Origin of the sequence: Campylobacter sp. CNRCH_2015_0338h (genome assembly GCF_025772785.1) — a bacterium.
Taxonomy (GTDB): domain Bacteria; phylum Campylobacterota; class Campylobacteria; order Campylobacterales; family Campylobacteraceae; genus Campylobacter_D.
Map to the genome: position 1 here is coordinate 1 of NZ_JAKMST010000021.1, position 1,856 is coordinate 1,856.

Consider the following 1,856-nt stretch of genomic DNA (forward strand, 5'->3'; position numbering starts at 1 on the left):
TTACCCTCACTTTTTTAAAAAATTCCAAAACTTTAAGTCACTTTGCAAAGGCTTATAGGGGTAAAATATTAAGAATACTAGCAAGTAAAAACATACATAGCAAAGAAGCTTTACTAGAAAATCTACCTAATGATTTAAAAATAAAAGAAATTAAAATACAAGGATTAAAAGAAGAAGTAATTTTAGATATAGTAAGCTAAGCCTTTTGGCTTAGCTTTTATAAATTAGAATTTGTATAGAGCTTCAAGTCTGATGAATTGATCGTCAGCGTCATCTACACCAGCTTTATTAAAGTCTTCATTTAAGTAAGAATAGAATCCACTAAATGTAAGTTTTGGACTATAAGCATAAGATACACTTCCAACCATTTCGTATTTATCTATATCATGACCAACTTGTTCAGATTTACCACCGATATAGTCAAATCCTACTCTTAAAGTTTCAGCAAAAGTATAACCTAAACCTGCAAAATAGAAGAAGTTTTCACCGGTACTACCTCTTAAATCACTACCTGTAGAATAGAAAATTTGTTGACCTGGAGCGATAACTTTACCTAAGTCTTCTAAAGTAACTACGGTCATTTTATCTTTTTCACCATAGCCAACTACACCAGCTTGAAAATCAAAAGCAGAGATATCACCGCTGAATTTAGCTGCATAGAAGTTACCATTATCTACAGCATTATTATAGAATTTTTCAAAATCGCTATCTAGGCTATTTCCTAAGTATTGGCCTTGGATTTTGAAGTTCATATCATTGAATGCAAATTTGTAACTAGCATCTACTGCATATAAGAATGCGTTATTTGCTGAGTAAGCAGCCCATAATTGGAAAGCAAATGGATCAAAATCACCTAATACAGCAGCACCATATAGAGATGATTTATTAAGTTTTGTTGGTCCAAAATCACCATCATCTTCATCATTGAAGCTATCAAACCAATAACCTGCAAAAGTTAAGCCTTCGATAGAGTTGTTAAGAACTTTAGCTCCTGTACCTACTGCATCATCAGTCCAAATAGAACCAACTTCCATTTTACCGAAAATTACATTTGTAGCATATGCTTCGTTAGTGTATTCTAAGTAAGCTTGGTTAACAGCAAAAGTGTCATGAGTGTTTGTTCCAGATTTTTTTAAATTATCATTCGCTTCAGAGCCAGTTCTACCATAACCATATTCAGTTGTGTTGTATTGGAATTGAACAAAAGCTTTGAAGTTATCGTCTAAAGCTGCTTTGAAGTTTAATTGAGCTTTAAATTTATGTTCATTGTTTTTTGAGCTATTGTAACCTTTTTCTTGAACACCTGCATCAAAACCGGTATAAGGTTTTGTACCAGCATCTAATCTATCAGATTGAAATCTGTATCTCATCATTCCTGATACATCAACATCTTTTATAGCTTCTTCAAGTGAAACAGCGTTAGCTGCTGAAAAAGCACCTGCAGCTAAAGCTGCTACTAAACTAAGTTTAACTAGTTTCATGAGAATTCTCCTTATTAAAATTAAAACTATGGCTTGTATTATATCATAGTTTTATATGAGAATTCTTAAAGTAAATAAAAATATATGTATTTATTGGATATATATTTGAAGTTGTAGTGTATTGTTATACTATAATTATTAGTATATAATGATTATAGTTTAGATAATCAAACTATATTTAAGTTAAATCTTTAAAATTATAATTTAATTTTATCCCTAATTTTATATTTTATAAATAATCTCATTCATATTTAAAACTATATATCTTTAAAGATCTAGTAAAAACTAGATCTTTAAAAACTAAGGAGTTATCTATGAATGTTTGCTTTTACAGATGTAATTATGCTCTTTGATAGTTAATGTTTGGAAACTGGG

General features: G+C 30.1%; 1 protein-coding gene and 1 pseudogene. One reads left to right on the top strand and one right to left on the bottom strand.

What is annotated here, in order from left to right; genetic code table 11:
• A pseudogene (locus L8X30_RS07830) lies at positions 1–200 on the top strand (peroxide stress protein YaaA); the annotation flags it as partial.
• 24 nt (positions 201–224) lie between these two features.
• Here L8X30_RS07830 and L8X30_RS07835 read toward each other — a convergent pair.
• A complete protein-coding gene (locus L8X30_RS07835; RefSeq protein ID WP_263679756.1) occupies positions 225–1,481 on the bottom strand; it encodes a major outer membrane protein in 1,257 nt (418 codons plus the stop codon).
• Positions 1,482–1,856: the final 375 nt, after the last annotated feature.

Coding starts and splice junctions, on each gene's coding strand:
- L8X30_RS07835 (WP_263679756.1), bottom strand. CDS start 1,481: ATGAAACTAGTTAAACTTAGTTTAGTAGCAGCTTTAGCTGCAGGTGCT.